General features: G+C 46.4%; 26 protein-coding genes. 14 read left to right on the top strand and 12 right to left on the bottom strand.

Features of this window, described 5'->3' with window-relative positions; all coding sequences use genetic code 11:
- Positions 1-251: 251 nt before the first annotated feature.
- Positions 252-476 (bottom strand): recombinase family protein, encoded by a 225-nt coding sequence (locus KIO97_RS18085; RefSeq protein WP_285383585.1) that lies wholly within the window; start codon positions 474-476, stop codon positions 252-254.
- Positions 477-808: 332 nt separating this feature from the next.
- Here KIO97_RS18085 and KIO97_RS18080 point away from each other — a divergent pair, with 332 nt between their 5' ends.
- Genes KIO97_RS18080 through KIO97_RS18065 form a run of 4 tightly spaced genes read left to right on the top strand, consistent with a single transcriptional unit; the run spans position 809 to position 3,252 of the window.
- A complete protein-coding gene (locus KIO97_RS18080; protein WP_005433033.1) occupies positions 809-1,159 on the top strand; it encodes an ArsC family reductase in 351 nt (116 codons plus the stop codon).
- Between the two features lie 18 nt (positions 1,160-1,177).
- Positions 1,178-2,314 (top strand): succinyl-diaminopimelate desuccinylase, encoded by a 1,137-nt coding sequence (gene dapE, locus KIO97_RS18075; protein WP_285383584.1) that lies wholly within the window; start codon positions 1,178-1,180, stop codon positions 2,312-2,314.
- 39 nt (positions 2,315-2,353) lie between these two features.
- Positions 2,354-3,052 carry a M15 family metallopeptidase gene (locus tag KIO97_RS18070; RefSeq protein WP_285383583.1) on the top strand — a complete coding sequence of 233 codons (699 nt, stop codon included), beginning with the start codon at positions 2,354-2,356 and terminating at the stop codon, positions 3,050-3,052.
- Complete coding sequence (locus tag KIO97_RS18065; protein ID WP_005433031.1) at positions 3,049-3,252, top strand: DUF2897 family protein; 204 nt, start codon at positions 3,049-3,051, stop codon at positions 3,250-3,252. Before KIO97_RS18070 ends, KIO97_RS18065 begins: the two co-directional genes overlap by 4 nt.
- Positions 3,253-3,394: 142 nt before the next feature.
- On the opposite strand, the gene bamC is transcribed toward KIO97_RS18065, so the two are convergent.
- Positions 3,395-4,414, bottom strand: a complete 1,020-nt coding sequence (gene bamC / locus KIO97_RS18060) for an outer membrane protein assembly factor BamC (RefSeq protein ID WP_081233436.1) — start codon at positions 4,412-4,414, stop codon at positions 3,395-3,397.
- 66 nt (positions 4,415-4,480) lie between these two features.
- Complete coding sequence (gene dapA / locus KIO97_RS18055; RefSeq protein ID WP_005433063.1) at positions 4,481-5,359, bottom strand: 4-hydroxy-tetrahydrodipicolinate synthase; 879 nt, start codon at positions 5,357-5,359, stop codon at positions 4,481-4,483.
- Positions 5,360-5,768: 409 nt separating this feature from the next.
- Between dapA and KIO97_RS18050 the strand changes: the two genes are divergently transcribed.
- Positions 5,769-6,311 carry a glycine cleavage system protein R gene (locus KIO97_RS18050; protein ID WP_005433038.1) on the top strand — a complete coding sequence of 181 codons (543 nt, stop codon included), beginning with the start codon at positions 5,769-5,771 and terminating at the stop codon, positions 6,309-6,311.
- A 15-nt stretch (positions 6,312-6,326) separates the two neighbouring features.
- Positions 6,327-6,797, top strand: coding sequence for a thioredoxin-dependent thiol peroxidase (bcp, locus tag KIO97_RS18045; protein WP_005433058.1), 471 nt, complete (start codon positions 6,327-6,329; stop codon positions 6,795-6,797).
- Between the two features lie 65 nt (positions 6,798-6,862).
- On the opposite strand, the gene KIO97_RS18040 is transcribed toward bcp, so the two are convergent.
- Both KIO97_RS18040 and KIO97_RS18035 read right to left on the bottom strand, forming a co-directional pair.
- Positions 6,863-7,933, bottom strand: a complete 1,071-nt coding sequence (locus KIO97_RS18040) for an AI-2E family transporter (protein WP_045369541.1) — start codon at positions 7,931-7,933, stop codon at positions 6,863-6,865.
- A gap of 1 nt (position 7,934) precedes the next feature.
- Complete coding sequence (locus tag KIO97_RS18035; protein ID WP_005433029.1) at positions 7,935-8,171, bottom strand: sulfurtransferase TusA family protein; 237 nt, start codon at positions 8,169-8,171, stop codon at positions 7,935-7,937.
- Positions 8,172-8,440: 269 nt separating this feature from the next.
- Between KIO97_RS18035 and KIO97_RS18030 the strand changes: the two genes are divergently transcribed.
- From KIO97_RS18030 to KIO97_RS18015, 4 genes are read left to right on the top strand one after another with little or no spacing between them, the layout of a single operon-like run.
- A complete protein-coding gene (locus KIO97_RS18030) occupies positions 8,441-9,895 on the top strand; it encodes a M48 family metallopeptidase (protein ID WP_005433075.1) in 1,455 nt (484 codons plus the stop codon).
- Between the two features lie 16 nt (positions 9,896-9,911).
- Complete coding sequence (gene arsC / locus KIO97_RS18025; protein ID WP_005533970.1) at positions 9,912-10,262, top strand: arsenate reductase (glutaredoxin); 351 nt, start codon at positions 9,912-9,914, stop codon at positions 10,260-10,262.
- On the top strand, positions 10,263-10,835 hold the full coding sequence (gene wrbA, locus KIO97_RS18020) for an NAD(P)H:quinone oxidoreductase (protein ID WP_050905832.1): 573 nt from the start codon (positions 10,263-10,265) through the stop codon (positions 10,833-10,835).
- 20 nt (positions 10,836-10,855) lie between these two features.
- Positions 10,856-11,296, top strand: coding sequence for a DUF2069 domain-containing protein (locus tag KIO97_RS18015; protein ID WP_005432995.1), 441 nt, complete (start codon positions 10,856-10,858; stop codon positions 11,294-11,296).
- Between the two features lie 159 nt (positions 11,297-11,455).
- Here KIO97_RS18015 and KIO97_RS18010 read toward each other — a convergent pair whose 3' ends face one another.
- Complete coding sequence (locus KIO97_RS18010; RefSeq protein WP_285383582.1) at positions 11,456-12,736, bottom strand: DUF2066 domain-containing protein; 1,281 nt, start codon at positions 12,734-12,736, stop codon at positions 11,456-11,458.
- Between the two features lie 236 nt (positions 12,737-12,972).
- Between KIO97_RS18010 and KIO97_RS18005 the strand changes: the two genes are divergently transcribed.
- A complete protein-coding gene (locus KIO97_RS18005) occupies positions 12,973-14,226 on the top strand; it encodes a uracil-xanthine permease family protein (protein ID WP_285383581.1) in 1,254 nt (417 codons plus the stop codon).
- Between the two features lie 134 nt (positions 14,227-14,360).
- Here the strand turns inward: KIO97_RS18005 and upp are convergent, their stop codons facing one another.
- Complete coding sequence (gene upp, locus KIO97_RS18000; RefSeq protein WP_005533963.1) at positions 14,361-14,987, bottom strand: uracil phosphoribosyltransferase; 627 nt, start codon at positions 14,985-14,987, stop codon at positions 14,361-14,363.
- Between the two features lie 179 nt (positions 14,988-15,166).
- On the opposite strand from upp, the gene purM reads away from it, so the two are divergent.
- Positions 15,167-16,207, top strand: coding sequence for a phosphoribosylformylglycinamidine cyclo-ligase (gene purM / locus KIO97_RS17995; protein WP_285383580.1), 1,041 nt, complete (start codon positions 15,167-15,169; stop codon positions 16,205-16,207).
- Positions 16,208-16,350: 143 nt separating this feature from the next.
- A complete protein-coding gene (purN, locus tag KIO97_RS17990) occupies positions 16,351-16,989 on the top strand; it encodes a phosphoribosylglycinamide formyltransferase (RefSeq protein WP_171373413.1) in 639 nt (212 codons plus the stop codon).
- Between the two features lie 87 nt (positions 16,990-17,076).
- On the opposite strand, the gene KIO97_RS17985 is transcribed toward purN, so the two are convergent.
- Positions 17,077-17,922, bottom strand: a complete 846-nt coding sequence (locus tag KIO97_RS17985; RefSeq protein WP_285383579.1) for a class II glutamine amidotransferase — start codon at positions 17,920-17,922, stop codon at positions 17,077-17,079.
- Positions 17,923-17,983: 61 nt separating this feature from the next.
- Positions 17,984-18,559, bottom strand: coding sequence for a D-sedoheptulose 7-phosphate isomerase (gene lpcA / locus KIO97_RS17980; protein WP_005436835.1), 576 nt, complete (start codon positions 18,557-18,559; stop codon positions 17,984-17,986).
- 358 nt (positions 18,560-18,917) lie between these two features.
- Here lpcA and fadE point away from each other — a divergent pair, with 358 nt between their 5' ends.
- Positions 18,918-21,362, top strand: a complete 2,445-nt coding sequence (fadE, locus tag KIO97_RS17975; protein ID WP_105066636.1) for an acyl-CoA dehydrogenase FadE — start codon at positions 18,918-18,920, stop codon at positions 21,360-21,362.
- Between the two features lie 105 nt (positions 21,363-21,467).
- On the opposite strand, the gene KIO97_RS17970 is transcribed toward fadE, so the two are convergent.
- The 3 genes from KIO97_RS17970 to KIO97_RS17960 all read right to left on the bottom strand — a co-directional run bounded on the left by KIO97_RS17970 (position 21,468) and on the right by KIO97_RS17960 (position 22,876).
- Positions 21,468-21,731 (bottom strand): hypothetical protein, encoded by a 264-nt coding sequence (locus KIO97_RS17970; protein WP_012128674.1) that lies wholly within the window; start codon positions 21,729-21,731, stop codon positions 21,468-21,470.
- Between the two features lie 260 nt (positions 21,732-21,991).
- Entirely contained in the window at positions 21,992-22,402 is a 411-nt protein-coding gene (locus KIO97_RS17965) for a GNAT family N-acetyltransferase (RefSeq protein ID WP_285383578.1), read from the bottom strand.
- Between the two features lie 81 nt (positions 22,403-22,483).
- Positions 22,484-22,876 carry a DUF1353 domain-containing protein gene (locus KIO97_RS17960; RefSeq protein ID WP_012128676.1) on the bottom strand — a complete coding sequence of 131 codons (393 nt, stop codon included), beginning with the start codon at positions 22,874-22,876 and terminating at the stop codon, positions 22,484-22,486.
- Between the last annotated feature and the right edge of the window lie 65 nt (positions 22,877-22,941).

Below are 22,941 nucleotides of genomic sequence, written 5' to 3'. Positions count from 1 at the left end.
CATATAACTCACAACTATATAGAATGCTGATTTATTTTTGTTTTAGCTTTGAGATCTACGACTGTTTTGGTCTTGTCGTAATGATGGCAAATTATGATAAGCCTATCGACAAACGGGCTAAATAATCCATTAATACATATTATCCCCCCATCAGAGACCTTTATCTGAATTAATGCTTAACGTAGCACTCCCATGCTCTATTGAACCACCCGATATACACTTGAAAGGCTAATACTTAATTCATTTGCAACCTATCTCTTGCTCATACCATCAGCAAGTAACTTATGCACCTGCGCTTGTTTTATTCTAGCTGTGGGTTTACGCCCCTTGTACCGACCTTTCTTCTTAGCCAAAGCAATCCCTTCAGCCTGCCTTTCCAAAAGTAACTGCCGTTCAAAGCTAGCTATTGCACCTATCATCGTAAGCATTAGTCGACTTATCGGTGACTTAGTATCAATACCAAGATTTAAAGCCACCAGCGATACATCTTTCTACTCAATATAGTCGACGACCTCCAATAGGTGCTGATTCAGCATTTCTTTTTTGCTCGGCGAGATGTTGCGTTTGATCAATAACTCGACTTTTCCGTGCTATTTAGCCAAGTTTTTTATAATTCTTATCGCTGTTTGGTGGAGGAATGAGCGACTGGGCACGGCCCAATAGAGCACTGACCTGTGAAATATTCGCCGCATGATTTTGTCACAGTGGTTGCTTCTTGATAGGATGCTTGAACAGCCAAAAACAATGCAAAATCGGGCGTTCCATAGCGCAAACCGATAAGTAAAGCACAAAGAGAAAAGGAAATAATATGACGATCACCATGTTCGGCATCCCAAACTGCGACACGATTAAAAAAGCCAAGAAATGGCTAGAAGCGGAAAACGTTGCTTTTGATTTTCACGACTACCGCAAACAAGGTATCGATGCGGCAATGGTGACTGAATTTTGTAACGCACTAGGTTGGGAGCAGGTTCTGAACAAGCGTGGCACGACTTTCCGTCAGCTGACTCAAGAACAAAAAGACGCCCTTAACGAAGAAAACGCAATCGCGCTGTTAGTAGAAAACCCAGCGATGATTAAGCGCCCTATCTTGAAAGTTGAAGACCAACTTCATATTGGTTTCAAAGCAGACCAATACGCGACCATTTTTAACTCTTAATTAAAGGAACACTCAAGGATGACAGACAGTCCAGCACTGGCACTCGCTAAAGACCTGATCAGCCGCCAGTCCGTAACGCCTGAAGATGCAGGCTGTCAGGATGTAATGATCGAGCGATTAAAAGCGCTTGGTTTTGAAATCGAAGTGATGGTGTTTGAGGACACCACTAACTTCTGGGCTCGCCGTGGTACAGAAGCACCATTGTTTGCTTTTGCCGGTCACACCGATGTCGTACCAGCAGGCAAGCTAGAACAATGGGACACCCACCCATTTGAGCCGACTATTATCGATGGTTACCTTCACGGTCGTGGCGCCGCAGACATGAAGGGCTCGCTAGCGTGTATGGTCGTGGCGGTTGAGCGCTTTATTGCAGAAAACCCAGACCACAAAGGCTCGATCGGCTTTTTGATTACTTCAGACGAAGAAGGCCCTTTCATCAACGGTACGGTTCGCGTGGTTGAAACGCTAATGGATCGCGGCGAGAACATCGATATGTGTATCGTTGGCGAACCTTCAAGTACTGAAGTGGTTGGTGATGTCGTGAAGAATGGCCGCCGTGGCTCAATCACTGGCGATCTAACCGTGAAAGGCACTCAAGGCCACGTCGCTTACCCTCACCTAGCGAACAACCCAGTTCATCAGTCGCTTATGGCAATCCATGAATTAGCGACCACTGAGTGGGACCAAGGTAACGACTACTTCCCTCCGACTAGCTTCCAGATCCCGAATGTTTCGGCAGGTACTGGCGCGTCTAACGTGATTCCGGGTGAGTTTAACGTTCAATTTAACCTTCGTTTCAGTACTGAATTGAGCAATGAAGTGATTGTTCAACGCATCACTGAGACTCTGGATAAACACGAGCTAGACTACGATCTAAAGTGGACATTCAATGGCGACCCGTTCCTAACCGATACAGGTGCGCTACTTGATGCCGTCGTTGCGGCGGTTGATGAGGTGAACAGCACTAAGCCTGCACTTCTGACCACAGGTGGTACGTCTGATGGCCGCTTTATCGCACGCATGGGCGGCCAAGTGGTTGAGCTTGGTCCAGTGAACGCAACGATCCATAAAGTGAACGAGTGTGTGAAAGTCGATGACCTAGAGAAATTGACCGACATGTACGAGAACACGCTAAAGCACTTATTGGCAAAATAGCGCCTGCGAGTACAGCAAGTAGTATTTAACGAGAACACCATGACACCAGAGCAACTTACCGGAATCACCGATTCGCATCTTCAATCCACGTTAGTGGGTCAAAAGGCGTTTATGCTTCATCCAGAAGTCGTCGATGATTTGTTGAAGATGATTGAAGCCGCAATCGAAGCTGGCTTTAAGATGGAAATCGCCAGCGGCTTTCGCGATTTTCATCGCCAAAAAGCCATCTGGAACGGTAAGTTTGCTGGTGACTTAACGATCTTAGATTCCCACTCCCAACCTTTAGACAAAGCGAAGCTCAGTGATGAAGAAAAGCTGATGGCGATCCTGCGCTGGTCAGCCCTACCCGGCGGTAGCCGACATCATTGGGGTTGTGATTTTGATGTCTATGCGCGTAACTTGTTACCGCCAAGCACGCAATTACAATTGGAGCCGTGGGAATACTTAGAAGGTCATCAGCTGGCGTTCTACCAATGGTTGGAAGCCAACCTAGATAGCTTTGGTTTTTTCTTCCCTTACCGACAAGATTTGGGTGGCGTGGCGATTGAACCTTGGCACATCAGTCATAAATCGGTTGGGCAACAATGCTTAACTCATCTGACGCCCGAAGTGCTGAGAAATCAGTTAATTGAGCAAAATCAGATCGACAGCATTGCAGGGATCGACGTCATATTGAATAATTTGGATAAGGTCGTTACCAAATTCATTCACAATATCACGCCGCCGGAGGCTCTATGATCGAATTACTAACCAACCCTTGGGTCATTATCATCATAGTGCTCAGCATCGTGGTAGGTAATATCGCTGCTCTCAAGTACACCGCCAAAATGAAGTTCGGTCAGATGGATAAAGGTCGCAAGAACGATTTAGACAAACTGAACGAACTGGATAAAGAGCGCTACGATGAAAACGGAGAGAAGAAAGACGAATCTCGTTAACCTCTCTGTGAATTCAAGACAAGCTTGATACCACTTCAGGCGCTCTACCCCGTCGAGCATTCTCGTTGAAACAAACAGCAAAAAGGGACCATTGAGGTCCCTTTTGTTTGTCTGTATCTAACTACTTAGCTATAGAGAGTAATTAATCTTTCACAACAGCAGCAAGTACTGGCGCCAGTGACTTCAAGAACTCTTCTTCTACTGGCTTACCAGCAGAGTCAGTAATGTTGATAGAAGTACGGTTACCCAAGTCACCAAGTAGGAAGGTGTACTTACCAGGAGCTAGGTCGACTGGCTTCACGCCGATGTCATTCCAGAACGCGTCATCTGGTGATGCGTACTTCGCAGTCACAGTGCCTTGAGATTGGCTGCGTTCTTCAATCTTGAAGCCCATCTTAGGTAGCGTATCTGGTAGACGGTTCCAAACCACATTGTACTGAGCACGAGCAATGATCACTGGCAGACCGCTGCGGTCTTTACCCATCGTAATTGGGATGTGTTTCACGAGCTCTTGCGCTTTACGCTGGGCTTCTTCGCGGACATGTTGGTCGTAACGAGCCGTCACCAAGTTAGTCATAAACACGTTGTAACGCTCACGGTTAGTACGTGTTACTTCTTTCACTTGGTTGCCTTCACGCCAATCAATCAAGCTTACTTTAAAGCCATGGCGACCGTTCATCTCACCACGAGTAATTTCGTAGCGGCTACCGATTTCCATGTCTTCATCAGGTGAGTTCCAAGTGACCCAACCAGTCTCGATACGATTGTCCGTTTGGTTTTCTACCGGGATCTTGTTCTCTGAAACCATCTCTTGAACGGTTTGCCAAACTTTATCCAGTTCATCCTTGCGAAGCAGCCATAGTGTTACTTCACCGTCGTTGCTGCGGTCTAGGCGAGCACCAGGGATCAATTCCAATACTTGCTGAGGCGGACGAATATCAACTTCTTTACCGATACCACCCGCATAGTTTCCTTGAGGAATACGGTAGTTAGGGTAAAACTGAGGTTGAGCACCTGCCGGTACACTCCACTCTTCCAGAGCTGGTGTGTTCAAATACTCGAAGTCGTCCTTTGCTTGACGACGCTGGTTGGCACCACCTGAACAGGCAGTCAATACGAATACAGCTAGTGAACTTAACACTAACTGGCTTGAAAGCTTCATTTATACTCCTAAAACACTGAGGGCCTACTTGCCCCCAGCATGAACTTCAATCCTAGCAACTCAATCTTAATAAATACCGGCGTCTGTTAGCGCCTGTTCCACGACTGGCTGCGATTTTTCAGAAAGTGGGGTCAAAGGAAGACGCAATTCACCCTCTTCAATCAAACCAAGCTTATGTGCTGCCCATTTTACTGGGATTGGGCTTGATTCCACGAATAGGTTTTTATGCAGAGTCATCAAACGTTCGTTGATCGCTTCTGCTTCGTCGAATTTACCTTCACTTGCCAAATGGAACATGTCTGCCATGTCTTTCGCTGCGATATTGTTCGTTACCGAGATAACGCCGTGACCGCCAAGTTTAACAAATTCTAGGCCAGTCGCATCATCACCACTTAGTAAGATAAAATCTTCGCCACAAAGTTCACGGTGAAGTGCAATTCGGCTCAAATCGCCTGTCGCGTCTTTCAGTGCCACGATATTATCAAGCTTTGACAAGCGTGCCACTGTCTCAGGAGACATATCTACTGCAGTACGACCCGGTACATTGTACAAAATTAGAGGTACGTCACTCGCTTCTGCGATTGCTTTGTAGTGTAGGAACAAACCTTCTTGAGTTGGTTTGTTGTAGTAAGGTGTTACGCTCAGGAAGCCAGAGATACCAGAATCAGCCAATAATTTGCTGAATGTAACTGCTTCGTGGGTCGCATTTGCACCCGTACCAGCAATCACTGGGATACGACCATTTGCAAACTCAACGGTTTTATTTACGACCTTTACATGCTCTTCAATGGTTAGAGTCGCTGACTCACCTGTGGTGCCAACTGCGACAATACCGTCTGTACCTGCTTCAACATGGTACTCAACAAGCTTTTGTAAACTATCAAAGTCTACTTCACCATCTGCTTTTAGTGGTGTAATCAGCGCTACGATACTTCCTGAAAACATGTTTATCTCCCTCATTTTACTCTTTCTGCATGGTACTGTAATGCGATTGACAAACACAAGAGCGTAAACTCGCTTACAAAGTACAAATGAATGAATAATTATCAGTTGTTAGAGGTCTCGCAACTAAAATGTGAATTTTGTTCTCAATCCTAGCCATTCTGATAATTGTGTTTAATGGCGATACGCCGTGAGCAAGCTGAGCTCGCCACTTTAAATTAGGCGCGGAATATACTCTCTCGTCATGAGGCTCAAGTCAGCGTTGAGTGAATTAATAGAACGCCTCGCAAGCAAACTGTTCACTTAATCAACAAAGCGTTTTAACAAGTTTAAAAAAAGAACTGACTCGACATTTCTGTGCTGTATCTGTGCTACCATCTCTCTATTGAAAGAAAGGACAAGAAGCTCATTTATGAAGCAACATCTGGTACTTACAGCGGTTGGAAAGGATCGTCCGGGCATATGTAACCAAGTGGTTAAGCTCGTCACACAAGCTGGCTGTAACATTGTCGATAGCCGTATCGCTATCTTTGGTAACGAATTTACGCTTATCATGCTGCTTACTGGGAACGCCAGTAATGTCACTCGCGTCGAGACGCAATTGCCACTTCTTGGGCAAGAACACGACCTCATTACCATCATGAAACGCACGTCAGCACATGAGTTGCTCGACAACAGCTACACGATGGAAGTGTTCATTGAATCTGAAGATCGCATCGGCCTAACTGAAAAGTTCACACAGTTCTTCGCCGATAAACAGATTGGCCTACATTCTCTTAGTGCGCAAACCATCAGTAAATCAAAAATCCAATTGGATGCGGATCAGTTCCACATCGCGATCACCGCTTCAGTGAGCGCTGACTGCAATCTGATGCAACTACAAGAAGATTTCGATGAACTTTGTAACACGCTCAACGTACAAGGTTCTCTGAATTTCATTAAAAATAATCTATAAGTAAAGGACATAACCATGAATACGCTGACAGCAGGCTCGCCAGCGCCAGCCTTCTCTTTGCTCGACCAAGATGGCAACACCGTTTCTCTTGGTGACTTTAAAGGCAAGAAAGTTCTGTTTTACTTCTACCCGAAAGCAATGACGCCGGGTTGTACCACTCAGGCAAAAGGTCTGCGTGATGTAAAAGCAGAGCTAGACGCACACAACGTTGTGGTATTGGGCGTAAGCATCGACCCAGTAAAACGCCTAGGTAAATTCATCGAACGTGATGAGCTGAACTTCACACTACTTTCTGACGAAGACCATGCGGTTGCTGACCAGTTCGGCGTATGGGGCGAGAAAAAGTTCATGGGCAAGGTGTACGATGGTCTTCACCGTATCAGCTTCCTGATCAACGAGGAAGGCGTGATTGAACACGTGTTCAACAAGTTCAAAACCAAAGACCACCATGAAGTGGTTGTGAACTATTTAAAAGAAAACGCGTAAGCTTTAGTTTTCATCCGCATATCAAAAAGCCCAGCAATCGCTGGGCTTTTTATTGGAATTCATTTCTATTCTTGTATCGGCTCGTTTTCTTCGGTGCTTGGCAAGGCGTTCCATACCGCTTTCACTAGCGTTGCCAATGGAATCGCAAAGAACACGCCCCAGAAGCCCCACAATCCACCAAATACCAGCACAGCAACGATAATAGCAACAGGGTGAAGGTTTACCGCTTCTGAGAACAATACAGGTACTAATACGTTGCCATCCAATGCCTGAATAATGCCGTAAGCAACCAATAGCCAATAGAACTGTGGTGTAAGGCCCCATTGGAACAAACCGACAATCGCAACAGGCACAGTCACCGCAGCAGCTCCGATGTATGGGATCAGTACTGACAAACCCACCGCAACAGCAAGTAATGCAGAGTAGCGCAGGTCTAGAATCGCAAACGTAACGTAGCTCACACCACCTACGATAAGGATTTCTAAGACTTTACCGCGAATGTAGTTAGAGATTTGCTCGTTCATCTCATGCCACACTTTGTTCGCTAGCTTACGGTTTTTCGGCAGAATGCCACTCGCCATGCTCATCATCTCTTCTTTGTCTTTCAACAAGAAGAACACCAACAGCGGAACAAGGATCAGGTAAACCGCCAACGTAGCCAAACTAACCAAAGAAGCCAACGAGCCCTTCACAACACTCTCACCCAAGCCAATCGCTTGGTTCTTCGCATTAGTCACGACGGTTTCGACAATTTGTAAGTTTGCTAACTCAGGGTAGCGCTGTGGCAAAGTTGCAATAAACTTTTGCAGCCCCGCATACATGTTCGGGATGTCGTTGATTAAGTTTCCGACCTGAGTCCAAATGGTCGGTACTAAACCAAATACGGCAATCAGCATCAAACCAATAAAGATGAGAATGACGGTAATCACAGAGAAGGTACGAGGAATCCCCAAACGGCACATTTGTGTCACTGGCCATTCAAGTAGGTATGCAAGAACGATCGCCACCAACAATGGCGCAATCAAATGCCCGAAGAAGTAAATAGTGATAAAACCGAACAGCAAGATCGCCACTAGGCTCACTGCATGTGGGTCAGAAAAGCGTCGCTTATACCAACGACTTACCATTTCAAGCATCTTATGAAGGTTCCTTATTGAATACTGTCAAAGTGAAGTGTTCTGGCGAAGCTTGGCAATCCACCGTATAACCTTGGTGACGCAAATACTTCACGATGTCGTGTTTAGAGCTTTTGTCCACCACTTGAATGACAAGCTGATGATATTGCGGTGTTTCTCCCTGAAACACATCTGCAGCGTGACGCTTAGCAAGTAACAGCGCCATAGGGCAGCGTTGCTCACGCAAATCGAGTAACATGGATTCCATTGTATTGCTCTGCACTTGTGATAGGGTTGTATTGTAACGGCTTTTTGAGCTGGTGCTAGTGATTTAAGCGTAGACGACAATGACTTCTAAATTAACAATTTAAAGTTATGTGTATGACAATTTACGAAACCAATTCGTTTATCTTCGGTCTTATTGCTAGCATATTCATCCGACACGGATGACCATAAAGCCTGTGCTGACGTTGAAAGGAATTCATCTCTCAAGCACAGACTCGGTATTTTGGAGAATCTTTAAACCGTATGTTAAAACGCACTCGCTCGCTAGTTTGTTTATGCCTTGCTGCTGCATTGAGTACACCTGCGCCGATTTACGCCAATAGTCTCGACCTCCCTGATATTGGTACGGCAGCTGGGGGCACGCTAACAATCGATCAAGAGTTGATTTACGGCGACGCCTACATGCGTATGCTTCGATCAAGCAGCCCTATTGTTAGCGACCCTGTCATCAATGAATACATTGACACCCTCGGTCACCGTTTGGTCGCGAATGCGAATGACGTAAAAACTCCGTTTCATTTTTTCATGATTCGAGATCGCAACATCAACGCATTCGCCTTCTTTGGCGGTTATGTTGCTCTGCACTCGGGTCTGTTTTTACATGCTCGTACCGAAAGTGAACTGGCCTCTGTTGTCGCGCACGAAATCGCGCACGTCACACAGCGCCACCTCGCACGAAGCATGGAAGAGCAAGCACGTCGTTCTCCGGCAACGATGGCTGCATTAGCTGGCGCGCTGTTACTTGCCATTGCCGCCCCAGAAGCAGGCATGGCAGCCGTAACGGCAGCAACCGCGGGCAACATGCAAAGCCAAATCAACTACACCCGCTCAAACGAAAAAGAAGCCGACCGTTTTGGTATCGCGACACTGGCAAAAGCAGGCTTTGACGCACAAGCAATGCCACGTTTTTTTGGTCGCCTAGCGGATGAATATCGCTACGCCAGCAAGCCACCACCAATGCTGCTGACTCACCCATTACCAGAAGACCGTATTACCGATAGCCGAGCACGTGCCCGAGCTTATCCGCCAATGCGCATCATGCCTTCGATTGACTACCATTTGACGCGAGCTCGGATCGTTGCGCGTTACGCAGGTATCGATGGACAAGCTGCGATGGGATGGTTTAAGCGTACTCAGAAAAAAGCCTCACCAGAAATCATGCCATCGTTTGATTACGGGCGTGCGCTGGTTCACTTAGATAACAAACGCCTGAGCGAAGCAGAACCGCTGCTGAAAAAGCTGCTACAACAAGACCCTGGCAACCCATTCTACTTAGACGCAATGACAGATTTGTACATTGCGCAGAAAAAGCCACAAAAAGCGGTCGATATGCTGAGCAGCGCACTAAAACGTAATCCGCAAAACAACGTCTTAACCATCAACTATGCCAACGCATTACTTGAGGCGAAGAAAGACGAAGAAGCAGTACGTATTCTGCAGCGCTACACTCACGATAACCCGGAGGATACCAATGGTTGGCACCTGCTTTCAAAAGGCAACCACGCTCTGGGCAACAATGATGAAGAACTCGCCGCACGTGCCGAAATTTTGGCATTGCGAGCAAACTGGAACAAAGCGATCCAGTATTATAGTGAAGCAAGTAAAATTGCTGAGTTGGGCAGCTTGAAACAAGCTCGATATGATGCTCGTATCGACCAACTGATGATCCAAAGAGATCGATTCATGGCATTACAATAACGAAATGGAGAAAACCATGTCAGTCGTGATTTATCACAACCCTCGTTGCTCGAAGAGCCGTCAAACTCTAGAACTGCTTGAGCAAAATGGTGTAACACCGGAAGTGGTTAAATACCTAGATACACCGCTTAATGTTGAACAACTGAAAGCACTTTACGCTCAACTTGGTTTTTCTTCAGTACGCGAAATGATGCGTACCAAAGAAGACATTTACAAAGAGCTAGCACTTGGTGACACCTCAGTGACTGATGAGCAGCTTTTCGACGCAATGGCGCAAAACCCTAAACTGTTCGAGCGCCCTGTTGTGGTTGCAAACGGTAAAGCGAAGATCGGTCGTCCACCAGAGCAAGTGTTGGAAATTCTGTAAATGGATTGCCAGATCCTCATTTTGTATTTCAGCCGTCATGGCTCAACAAAACAGCTGGCAAGACAGATAGCAAGAGGGGTCGAATCGACTCCTCATTGCGAAGCGATTTTGCGTACAGTTGAAGAATTGTCACCTCACTCACATACCCCTTCTGATCCACTTGTTACTCTAGATGAATTGAAGAAGTGCGATGGTCTCGCGTTTGGCAGCCCAGTATGGTTTGGCAACATGGCAGCGCCGCTCAAGCACTTTTGGGATCAAACCACACCTTTGTGGGTGAATGGCGACCTTATCGATAAACCAGCCTGTGTGTTTACCTCATCGTCTTCAATGCACGGTGGTCAAGAGACGACGCTGCAGAGCATGATGACCCCACTTCTGCATCACGGCATGATGGTGTTGGGTATTCCTTACTCAGAGCCCGAACTGCACACCACAAAGTCTGGTGGTACGCCTTACGGGGCAAGCAGTGTAGGACACGAACCAAGCCTTACCGCAGAAGAGATTCGTCTCGCACAACAATTAGGAAAACGACTGGCAACCGCAGCGCAAAAGCTCAAAGGAAGTCAGTAAGCTCAAGGATAAGTAAATCGATGTCTGACATTATTGACCAACCACCTCTCAGCACACGCACCCAAACCTATCGCTATATGGCGCTATTTGGCAATTTGGCGTTATTGGCTTGGGTCGCGATTTGGCAATTAGCCCTTTCCCCTCACCCGCATCTAAGCAGCACTACGCTGGCGATTGCGTGGTGTATCCCTCTATTATTGCCGCTTCCGGGTATCCTTGCGGGCAAGCCTTACACGCACGCGTGGGCAAACTTCGTCTTAATGCTTTACTTCTTGCACGCCCTAACGATTCTGTATGTTGATGGCGGTGAGCGGTGGTTAGCCGTTGTGGAGTTAGCGCTTACCTCACTTGGCTTCGTCGGCAACATATTGTTTGCACGAGCACGAGGTAAAGAATTAGGTTTGAAGCTAAAACGCTTGTCTCAAGTTGAGAAAGAAGAGAAAGCTAAATTCAATAAGTGATAAGGAATAAGTAATAAGCTCAGAAACATCCAGCTTCAGTGTCTGCATGATATTCGTCAATGTAATGTTGGAAATGTAGCTACCTTATTTAGGACGGTACATACATAAAAAGAGTCGCACTAGGCGACTCTTTTTTGTTCGTTTTTTATTGAACACGAGTTAAGTCAGATGATCTTCAACCACGTCTGTTTCTAGCACTGGCGCGATTTCTGACTCTTCCTCTACTGGCTCAGCTTGAGTACGCACAGGCGCCTTCCACTTATAGATCAAGTCGTATTGCACTGGTGCTGGCTGAGCGATCAAAGGCTGCTCTGGCTGAGCCTGCTCGTTCGCGGCATCGAGTTCAACCACATTCGCCGTTTGACCTTCTTCTGACTCTGCTGGCAATTGTGCTGGTTGAGCAGGTTCTACCGGAAGCTGCACTGGTGTTGCTGGTTCCATACCCACCATCGGATCTTCAGTCACTTCTAACGGACGAATCGAAGACGCTTCTTGCTCAAACGCCTGCTGTGAGGCCAATAGATGAATCGTTAGCGTCACTTGGTTGCCTTGAATACGCTTGATTTCCGTACCCGCTACCGAGTTAAGCTTGGTTAGCGAATTCTCTAGCTCAAAGAAATCCATTGCTGATTCAACGTTCAGTACTTTCACATCTAAGGCTTTAGACGATTTGCTTGAAACCACCACCGCACTCTTCTTCGCGTAGTAATCAGCAATACCGCCCATCATCGCAGGAATCGCATTCGCACCTGATGCAGAACCACTGCGTGGAGACTGCTTTGATTCAGACAATTGTGCTGGTGATTGGTCGTACAGAGTCCAGCGAAGCTTATCGCCTTGAACGCGTACGATCAGTACCGCATCGACCGGGTAACGTTGGCTCGCTTGGCTAATTGGATCAACGAAATCACCCCAAAGGTCAGACACGTTCACACCCGTAACATCATCAAAATCACCCACAGGCATAGTGACCGGTAAACCACGCGCTTGTGCGGCTTCACGCAACGCAGCTGCACTTGCTGAATCTGAGTGCTCCCACGTAATCGTGCGATCGTAGCCCTGCTCTTCTACCATCCACACCAAAATGTTGGCACGGTTTGGTGACCACAATGGCAGCTGAGCTTGAGTCAGCAGTGAACGGATTTGGCCGCTGTTAAACAGCATCTTCAAGCTGTTTTGACCATCAATTTGGCCGTAACCAAGTTGAGAAATATAGCGAGAACTTGAACCCACTGCTTTCTTAATTACTGGGTTGCTAAGGGAAGATTGGCTACCTGTCGCACGCACAATCACATCTTGCATACCTTGTTGACGAGCGAGTTCTTCGCCGTCTTTTTGCTCACCGTCGATCGCCACTTCGGCACGATAGATATCCACCTGAGTTAATGCATAAACTGGCAGAGACAACCAACCTATCAATAAGAGAGCTAAATAGCGCATAGTTTTCATAATCCTCTGAACAAGAACACGCATGATAAGCAACTATCAAAACTTGAGCAAGAAGAGTACTGAGTGAATTGTCGGTATTCTGACCAAGTTAAAACCCACTATGAGAACAAACTATTCCTTTCAATTATCAATCCATCCAAAAATTTGATCTAAGTAACATTGCAATCGATTGCCGTAGTGATAATATTCCGCGAATTTGTCTGCGTATCTCTGAATAGGAAATAATTATGAAAAATGCGTTACAAGGCGCTCAGATGCTCTTTGTCGCTTTTGGTGCTCTCGTGCTGGTACCACTACTGACTGGCCTTGACCCAAACGTTGCGCTATTTGGTGCTGGTGTGGGTACCCTTCTTTTCCAACTGATTACTAAACGTTCTGTCCCAATCTTCCTTGCCTCTTCTTTTGCGTTTATTGCTCCTATTATGTTCGGTATCCAAACTTGGGGTATCGGTGCAACCATGGGTGGCTTAATGGCTGCAGGTTTGGTTTATGTGGCTCTGGGCGCAATGATCAAAGTGCGCGGTGTTGGCTTCATCCATAAGATTCTGCCACCCGTTGTGGTTGGCCCAGTTATCATGGTAATTGGCCTTGGTCTGGCACCTACGGCAGTAAACATGGCAGTAGGTAAAACTGGTGACGGCGCAGTGCAACTTATCAATGGCGATGCAGCAGTTATCATCTCAGCAGTATCACTGCTAACAACGATTGCACTGAGCGTGTTTGCGAAAGGTTTCCTAAAGCTGGTTCCTATCGTTGGCGGTATCTTGGCAGGTTACTCTGTTTCTCTATTCTACGGCGTAGTGGATTTCACTCCGGTAGCGCAAGCGGCTTGGCTAGCCATGCCAAACTTCACCACACCAGAGTTCAACATCAATGCGATCTTATTCATGATCCCAGTTGCTATCGCTCCAGCAGTAGAGCACGTGGGTGACATGCTAGCGATTTCAAACGTAACGGGTAAAAACTACCTGAAGAAACCGGGTCTGCACCGCACCATCGCAGGTGACGGGGTAGCAACAATTGCGGCTTCTATGGTTGGCGCGCCACCAAACACCACTTACAGCGAGGTAACCGGTGCGGTAATGCTAACGAAAGCATTCAACCCAGTGATCATGACATGGGCAGCTATTACAGCAATCGTCCTTGCTCTAGTCGGCAAGCTTGGCGCGATTCTTCAAACAATTCCAGTTCCAGTAATGGGCGGCATCATGATTCTACTGTTTGGCTCTATCGCAACCGTTGGTCTAAACACACTGATTAAGAACAACGTTGACCTGCACAAATCACGTAACCTAGTGATCGTAGCGGTAACGCTAGTATTTGGTATCGGCGGTATGGCTTTCGGCATTGGCGAGTTCAGCCTACAAGGTGTAAGCCTATGTGGTATCGTTGCAATCATTCTTAATCTAGTGCTACCACACGACCTTGGTGAAAACCACGTGGTAGATAATGCACAGATGGAAGAAGACAACGCGAAGTAAGTATGGTGCGGCTTGATTGATTTAAGTCGCCCTTCCTGATCTCGCATCTCGTAGCTAACTTTCAAATAGCAGAGACAAAAAAGGCTTGGTTTTCACCAAGCCTTTATTTTTGAATTCAGTAAAAACAATAATGCTTATTGAGTACCGAAGATCTTGTCACCTGCATCACCAAGACCAGGAACAATGTAACCTTTGTCGTTTAGCTTCTCATCGATTGCCGCTGTGTATAGCTCAACATCTGGGTGCGCTTTTTCTAGTGCTTCGATACCTTCAGGAGCCGCTACAAGAACAAGAATCTTGATAGCCTGACAACCTTTCTCCTTTAGAAGATCGATTGTTGCGATCATAGAACCACCCGTTGCAAGCATTGGGTCAACAACTAGAGCAATACGCTCATCGATGTTAGAAGCAAGCTTGTTGAAGTATGGTACTGGCTCAAGTGTTTCTTCATCACGGTAGATACCTACAACACTGATACGTGCGCTTGGCATGTGCTCAAGAACGCCATCCATCATACCTAGACCTGCACGCAGGATTGGCACTACTGTTACTTTCTTACCCTTGATTTGGTCAACTTCTACAGGACCATTCCAACCTTCAATGGTTACTTTCTCTGTTTCAAAGTCTGCAGTCGCTTCGTAAGTAAGTAGGCTACCGACTTCTGTCGCTAACTCACGAAAACGCTTCGTGCTGATGTCACCTTCTCGCATTAGACCGATTTTGTGTTTCACTAGAGGGTGTTTAACTTCAACAACTTTCATTTCCATCTCCGGCTTTATTGGCAATATTTAAACAAACCTTCAGATTATACATGATTTTTGCAGGGATATCAGGATAGATCACTAAAGAAAAAAACCGACGCAAACGTTTGCTATCTGTATTTAACCACTGGTAGAATAGCGCCGTTTTCATATCCAACTTAAAAACCGAGGACTTCCCTGTGAGTGGTAACAACTCTTCTCTTAGCTATAAAGACGCTGGTGTAGATATTGATGCAGGCAACGCGCTTGTAGATCGTATTAAAGGTGCGGTTAAGCGTACTCGTCGCCCTGAAGTGATGGGTGGTATCGGCGGTTTTGGCGCATTGTGTGAATTGCCGACAAAATACAAACAACCTGTACTGGTTTCTGGTACTGATGGTGTAGGTACAAAACTTCGCCTAGCGCTGGATATGAACAAGCACGACACTATCGGCGTTGACCTAGTGGCAATGTGTGTAAACGACCTAATCGTTCAAGGTGCTGAGCCTCTATTCTTCCTAGACTACTACGCAACAGGCAAACTAGACGTAGACACAGCGGCAGACGTGGTTTCTGGTATCGCTGATGGCTGTGTTCAAGCAGGCTGTGCACTTATCGGTGGCGAAACAGCTGAAATGCCGGGCATGTACGAAGGCGAAGACTACGACGTTGCTGGCTTCTGTGTTGGCGTAGTAGAAAAAGAAGACGTGATTGACGGCACGAAGGTAGCAGCAGGCGACGCACTAATCGCTGTTGGCTCAAGCGGTCCACACTCAAACGGTTACTCTCTTATCCGTAAGATCCTAGAGGTTTCTGGCGCAGATAAAAAAGAAGAGCTAGCAGGTCGCACTATCGGTGAGCACCTACTAGAACCAACGAAGATTTACATCAAATCAGCACTTAAGATGATTGAGAAGCACGACATCCACGCGATTTCTCACATTACAGGTGGTGGCTTCTGGGAAAACATCCCACGCGTACTGCCTGAAGGCACTAAAGCCGTGATCGACGGTAACAGCTGGGAATGGCCAATCATCTTCAAATGGCTACAAGAGAAAGGCAACGTTGAAACGCACGAAATGTACCGTACGTTCAACTGTGGTGTTGGTCTAATCGTAGCACTACCTAAAGACCAAGCTGAAGCGGCGGTTGCACTTCTTAAAGAAGAAGGCGAAAACGCATGGGTGATTGGTGAAATCGCTCAAGCAGAAGCCAATGAAGAGCAAGTTGAAATCCAATAACTTGCGAATCAAGCTCAAAAAATAAAAAGAATGAGGACGCGATGTCCTCATTCTGCTATCTGGAACATCGAAAACCATTCTAATAGTAGGTAATTTAGCGGATACGCACTTCAAACCTACAATAGCAAGGCAGTCTCAACATCATGAAAAACATAGTGGTCCTCATTTCGGGTAACGGCAGTAACCTTCAAGCCATCTTGGAAGCTTGCGAAGACAGTATGCCAAATGCACAAGTCGCGGCGGTGTTCTCCAACAAAGCTGATGCTTATGGTTTAGAGCGTGCAAAACAGTTTGATGTGAATGGGCATTTTGTCGATCCAAAAGCATTCGAATCACGTGAAGACTTTGATGCTGAACTGATGAAACAAATCGATGAATACCAACCGGACGTGATTGTGCTTGCAGGTTATATGCGTATTCTCAGTGGCGCGTTTGTTTCCCACTATTTGGGTAAGATGATCAACATCCACCCTTCTCTTCTACCTAAATACCCAGGGTTACACACCCACCAGCGCGCGATTGATGCGGGCGATAAAGAGCACGGCACTAGCGTACACTTTGTCACAGAAGAGTTAGACGGCGGTCCTGTGGTACTGCAAGCCAAAGTACCAGTATTTGAAGACGACGATGCCGATGCACTCGCTGCACGCGTTCAGACTCAAGAACACAAGATCTACCCAATGGTCACTAAATGGCTAGCAGATGAAAGGCTAACGATGAGAGATGGTAAAGCGTATCTTGATGGTTTTGAGCTTGGTGAACACGGCTACGCCGACGAGTAATTCTCAATTCCAAACGACAAAGACAAAAAAGGCAGCCATCACAGGCTGCCTTTTGTTTTATTCGAATGCTCTACTGCGAGAAAACCATCACTCCAACGGTTCTGTCGGTGCTTGGTTACCTGGCTTCGGCGCGGCAAACGGCACATCCGCTAACGCTTCAGCGTTATTCAGCACCAATTCACCAACATGGAACAAACCGTACTCGCCCGGCTTCATGCGATGCCATGTCTCATTACCCGTTAATGGCTGAGTCGCAATCACAGAAACCACATCGTTTGGCGTCGTCTCTTCTTGGAAGTTAATCTCAACATCTTCATCCAACAGAGCCGCCTTGCCAAATGGTGCACGACGCGTGATCCAGTACAAATGGTTGGTACAGTAAGCCATCACAAACTCACCGTCGCTAAGTAGCATGTTAAACACGCCCTTCTCTTTCAGCTTATCGCAACATTCAGCGACATAGATAAAGACCGCTTCCATATCTTGAGGAGGTTCAGGGTACTTATCTTCCATCTGTTTTAGCAGCCAGCAAAATGCCATTTCACTGTCCGTTTGCCCAACCGGACGATGACGTCCTGTGTGCAAATCCTGATAATCAGTCAGTTGACCATTGTGTGCAAACGTCCAGTAACGTCCCCAAAGCTCTCGCGTAAACGGATGGGTATTCTCGAGATTCACACCACCTCGGTTAGCTTGACGAATATGGCTCACTACAGCACGACTTTTGATCGGGTAGTTTTGCACCAATTCAGCAATCTGAGAGTCACAACTTGGGTTGGGATCTTTGAAAGTACGGAACCCCTTTCCTTCATAGAAAGTGATCCCCCAACCATCACGATGCGGGCCAGTGCGACCACCGCGCTGCATCAATCCTGTAAAGCTGAAACAAATATCTGTTGGAACATTTGCGCTCATGCCGAGCAATTCACACATGGTTTAACGAACTCCTTACCTTAAAACACAACTAAGCCAGCATTTGGCTTAGTTGTAAATCTTATTCCATCTCTTTTTCGATCAACTGAATAATGATGTGAATGATCTTAATGTGCACTTCTTGAATGCGGTCTGCGTAGCCAAAGTGTGGTACGCGGATCTCGATATCAGCAAGACCAGCCATCTTACCGCCATCTTTGCCCGTTAACGCGATCGTCTTCATGCCTTTCGCTTGTGCCGCTTCAATCGCTTTTAGGATGTTGCCTGAGTTGCCAGAAGTCGACAAACCAAACAGAACGTCACCTTTGCGGCCTACTGCTTCTACGTAACGAGAGAATACGAAATCGTAACCAAAGTCGTTACTCACACAAGAAAGGTGGCTTGGATCTGAAATAGCGATACCAGCGTAACCTGGGCGGTTTTCACGGTAACGGCCTGTTAGCTCTTCTGCAAAGTGCATAGAGTCACAGTGAGAACCACCGTTACCGCACGACAACACTTTACCATCTTGCTTGAATGAGTCAGCAATCATTTTCGCTGCCGCTTCGATTTGCGCGATGTTGTGGTCATCACTTAAAAACTTATTCAGAACTTCAGCAGCTTCGTTTAATTCACTTCTAATCAGATCTTGGTACATAAGACGTTCTCTTTATTATCTCGGCCACAGCAGTGAGGTTGAGCCTCTCGCTTGGCAAATTGTTCTGATGTGAAATTCACACCGGACAGTTCATTACTCTGAGTTTACCCACAAACGAGAATTAGTGTCGATAGCGAAGCAACAGATTTGGATTTATCACGGTAATAAACTTGTTAACTTGCTTACGAAATCATCACCCAACTCTCAACTTTAGAATTTTAACTCTACTTAGATCACTTTTTGCTCAATCTCAGAATTTACATTTATTTAATATTTTGATTACACTTACAGTACTGGTTAGACCTCTTACCAAAATACAGACGTACAACATAATTAAAGTCTGAAAAGGAAAAAACATATGGACATCTTGCTCTCAATCGTAGCGATGACAGTTGTATTAGGCATTACGCTTTACCACAGAATGTCACTCGTGAAATCCGTCAGCCTGCTAACAGCTGCCATGCTAGCACTGACAATCGCAGGCTCAGTTGGTTTTATTGGCTGGGCACTTTACGTTCTTGCCGTTGCAGTGTTTGCGGTTTCTGGCATTCGCCAATCCCTCATTAGCCGCAAAGCACTGGTGATGTTTAAGAAAGTCCTACCTGCTATGTCTCAAACCGAGAAAGAAGCACTGGACGCAGGTACAGTGTGGTGGGAAGCCGAGCTATTCAAAGGCAAACCTGAATGGCAAAAACTTCACGCAATTAAAGCGCCTAAGCTGAGCAAAGAAGAGCAAGCCTTCCTAGATGGCCCAGTAAACGAAGTGTGTGCCATGGTGAGTGATTTCCAAGTAACACACGAATTGGCCGATCTACCACCAGAAGTATGGCAATACCTGAAAGACAACAAATTCTTCGCCATGATCATCAAGAAGAAATACGGTGGCCTAGAATTCTCAGCGTACGCGCAATCTTTAGTACTGCAAAAACTGACTGGTGTTTCTGGCGTACTGTCGTCAACCGTTGGTGTACCTAACTCATTAGGCCCAGGTGAGCTACTGCAACACTACGGTACTGAAGAACAAAAAGATTACTACCTACCTCGCCTAGCAGAAGGTAAAGAGATCCCATGTTTCGCACTGACTAGCCCAGAAGCAGGTTCCGATGCGGGTTCTATCCCAGATTACGGCGTGGTATGTAAAGGCGAATGGCAAGGTGAAGAAGTCCTTGGTATGCGTCTAACTTGGAACAAGCGTTACATCACTCTAGCACCTGTCGCAACGGTACTTGGTCTTGCATTCAAACTGCGCGACCCAGAAGGCCTGCTTGGTGATCAAGAAGATCTTGGTATCACTTGTGCTCTGATCCCAACTGACCTTAAAGGCGTTGAGATTGGTAACCGTCACTTCCCGCTTAACGTACCATTCCAAAACGGTCCAACTCGCGGTAAAGACATCTTCGTACCGATGGACTTCATCATCGGTGGTGAAAAAATGGCAGGCCAAGGCTGGCGTATGCTGGTTGAGTGTCTATCGGTTGGTCGTGGTATCACGCTACCTTCAAACTCAACAGGCGGCATCAAAACAGCGGCTATGGCAACAGGCGCTTACTCACGCATTCGTCGTCAGTTCAAACAGCCTATCGGTCACATGGAAGGCGTGGAAGAGCCATTAGCGCGCCTAGGTGGTAACGCCTACGTGATGGATGCAGCGAGCAACTTAACCGTAGCGGGTATCGACCTAGGTGAAAAACCTTCAGTTATCTCAGCTATCGTGAAGTACCACTGTACGCATCGCGGTCAACAAAGCATCATCGACGCGATGGACATTGTAGGTGGTAAAGGTATCTGTATGGGTCCTTCTAACTTCCTAGCGCGTGGTTACCAAGGCGCACCAATCGCGGTAACCGTAGAAGGTGCGAACATTCTAACTCGTTCAATGATCATCTTCGGTCAGGGCGCGATTCGTTGTCACCCTTACGTTCTCGAAGAGATGAACGCAGCATATTCTGACGCGGGCGATGCGGTTGAAAAATTCGATAAAGCTCTAGCGGGTCACGTGAGCTTCACCATGAGTAACCTAGTGCGCAGTATTTGGTTTGGTCTAAGTGACGGTCTAGGTTCTTCATCACCAACCAAAGACGCGACCAAGCGTTACTACCAACAATTGAACCGCTACAGTGCAAACCTTGCTCTGTTATCGGATATCTCAATGGCGGTCCTGGGTGGTTCGTTGAAACGTAAAGAGCGTTTGTCAGCACGTCTTGGCGACATTCTAAGCCAACTATACCTTGGCTCTGCTACGCTAAAACGCTTCGAGCAAGATGGTCGTCCTGTTGAAGATTTGCCACTAGTACACTGGGGCTTGCAAGACAGCTTGAAGCAAACTGAAGCGGCAATTGATGAGTTCCTAGCGAACTTCCCGAACAAAGTGATTGGTCGTGCACTGCGCGTGTTAATCATGCCATTCGGTCGTGTACGCAAAGCGCCAAGTGATAAGCTAGACAGCAAAGTCGCTCGTATTCTACAAACGCCAAGTGCAACACGTTCACGTATTGGTCGAGGTCAGTACCTAGAGCCAACAGAACACAACGCAGCAGGTAAGATTGAGCTGGCACTGTCTGTGATTCTTCAAGCTGAGCCTGTGTTTGACAAGGTATGTAAAGCGCAAGGTAAACGCCGTCCATTCCTACGTCTGGATATGATTGCTCAAGAGGGTCTAGAGCAAGGCGTGATTACTCAAGAAGAAGCCGCTCTATTAAGAGAAGCAGAGCAGCACCGCCTAGACACCATCAACGTAGACGATTTTGAGCCAGAGCTATTGGCCGCAAAGCCGCTTTACCCTCAGATGGAAAACGTCGCTTGAGTGAATGATCGCTTAAACGATAAGTAGGAAAGCAAAACGGGAGCCGAGGCTCCCGTTTTTTATTGAATCTCTGCTAAGCACAACACGGTGTTAGCAAAGAAGCGTTTATTGTTCGTTATTGTCTTCAACGATAAACGACTGTTCAATTCTGCGCAGTTCTTCCTGCTCTTTCAGCTTAAGTTCTTCTTGAAGTGTCGCTTTGCGTTCGTTCAATGCTTTCTTCTCTGACTTGGTCAGGAACTTCACCGCTTTTTTGTTCGCCAATGCGTACGCAACGACATCTTCACCTTTTTCACGACGTTCATTCACACGTTGCGAGAAACGTTCGTTGTCACGTGCTTTACGTTCAGCTGAAGTTAATTTACTCATTTTTGTGCCTTTAATAAGAATACAGCAGCCCAATTGCTGCCCTCAGGTAAACAAATGAGAAGTCATTCATATAGCTGATGGCGTGAGTCTAGCATAGATATGTAAAGGAACAGCGAAGTGATTGTGTGTGCGTACTAGAACCTACTGCCGAGTACTCTGTAGAGGGTGAAGAAACAAACGCCCCAGCGCGCTAACAATAGATTCTTAGTCTCGCTGGAGCTCGCTAGAATGACGGTTTATTTTTAAGCATCGCGCGGCTTCTATTCGTGTGGCTTAAACTTCTTTGTCATACCCTGACTTTTTGGTGCCACTAAGCGGTATCCAAGTTTTTCATAGAAGACTGGCTCATCCGCAATCATAGAAACATAAGAACCTTCTAGCGCTGCTGACGACAGGTAGCCATCTATGTATTCCATCACTTTCCTTCCTAAGCCTTTTCCTTGATAGCTAGGATCGACCGCGACATCCACAATTTCAAAGTTACATGCGCCATCACCAACCACTCTACCCATCGCGATCAACAATTCGTCGTCTCGGATAGATACACCATAAAGCGAGTTTGGCAACCCAATCTCTGCGGCTTTTAAAGATTTTGGGGATAAGCCTGCTTTTACACGCATCTCACAATATTCTTGTGGGCTTGGGACATGTTCTTCGTATCTTAATGTCATTATGTACTACTCCTTTCGAAACACTCGAAGCATACAAAACAACACTGTATAAATGAACAGTTAATTTATAAAAAATACGTGTCAGGCAGATAAAAGATCCGGCTTAGAAAAACATCCGCCAAATACTTTAACTCCGTAATAGATGTATGTCGCTCTAAAATTCGACATGCCATGTTCAAGGCATATTTGACGAAGAAGCCTATCCGCTTGTTCTCGACTGCTTTGCGGCAATACTTCCTCCCTCATGAGCTGATACAACGCATCATGCACCAGAGAAGCCTTAAGGATGTTTTTAGTATCAATCGCTGGACCACTCGCCCCATCCCATGAATAGCCTTTCTTAATCGTCAGCAAACCTTGCTCAGATAGACTCAGAAACGGACTATCGAAAGGCTGCGCGAGGGTGATACCGGTTTCAATCTTTTCTTCGGAATGAAGGTTGTATTTGTATGCCTGACGTTTTTTGTACTTCATCAGAGACCTCCTAGTCACCTAGCCTCTTTGAGATATAGAGCTTAAAGCTTTCACACACTCAAATC

It is taken from the genome of Vibrio sp. B181a (assembly GCF_030248375.1).
GTDB classification, from domain to species: domain Bacteria; phylum Pseudomonadota; class Gammaproteobacteria; order Enterobacterales; family Vibrionaceae; genus Vibrio; species Vibrio campbellii.
This window is presented reverse-complemented; position numbering and strand designations above follow the sequence as displayed.